Raw genomic sequence first — 892 nt, 5'->3', positions numbered from 1 at the left:
CCAAGCGGTACGACCTGGCCAAGGTGGGTCGCTACAAGATCAACAAGAAGCTCGGGGTCGACTCGGAGATCTCTCAGGGCACGCTCACCGAGGACGACATCGTCGCCACCATCGAATACATCGTCCGGCTGCACGCCGGCGACGACTCGATGGCGGCCGCCCAGGAGGCGCGGACCGACACCGTCATCGTCGAGGTCGACGACATCGACCACTTCGGTAACCGTCGCCTGCGCAGCGTGGGCGAGCTGATCCAGAACCAGGTCCGCCTGGGCCTGGCCCGCATGGAGCGCGTCGTCCGCGAGCGGATGACCACGCAGGACGTCGAGGCGATCACGCCGCAGACCCTGATCAACATCCGTCCGGTCGTGGCGTCGATGAAGGAGTTCTTCGGCACCTCGCAGCTGTCGCAGTTCATGGACCAGATCAACCCGCTGGCCGGTCTGACGCACAAGCGGCGTCTGAACGCGCTCGGTCCCGGTGGTCTGTCGCGTGAGCGGGCCGGCTTCGAGGTCCGTGACGTGCACCCGTCCCACTATGGCCGGATGTGCCCGATCGAGACGCCTGAAGGTCCCAACATCGGTCTGATCGGCTCGCTGGCCTCCTACGGCCGGCTCAACCCCTTCGGCTTCGTCGAGACGCCTTACCGCAAGGTCGTCGACGGGAAGGTGACCGACCAGATCGACTACCTGACCGCCGACGAGGAAGACCGTTTCGTCAAGGCGCAGGCCAACACGATCCTCAACCCCGACGGGTCGTTCGCCGAGTCCCGGGTCCTGGTCCGCACCAAGGGTGGTGAGACCGAGCTGGCCCGTGCCGAGGAGGTCGACTACATCGACGTGTCGCCGCGCCAGATGGTGTCGGTGGCCACCGCGATGATCCCCTTCCTCGAGCA

At 66.0% G+C, this 892-nt stretch carries 1 pseudogene; it reads left to right on the top strand.

Annotated features, from left to right (window positions below):
* Positions 1-892, top strand: a pseudogene (locus EJK15_RS69630) (DNA-directed RNA polymerase subunit beta); the annotation flags it as partial.

It is taken from the genome of Nonomuraea basaltis (assembly GCF_005893125.1).
GTDB classification, from domain to species: Bacteria; Actinomycetota; Actinomycetes; order Streptosporangiales; family Streptosporangiaceae; genus Nonomuraea; species Nonomuraea basaltis.
This window is presented reverse-complemented; position numbering and strand designations above follow the sequence as displayed.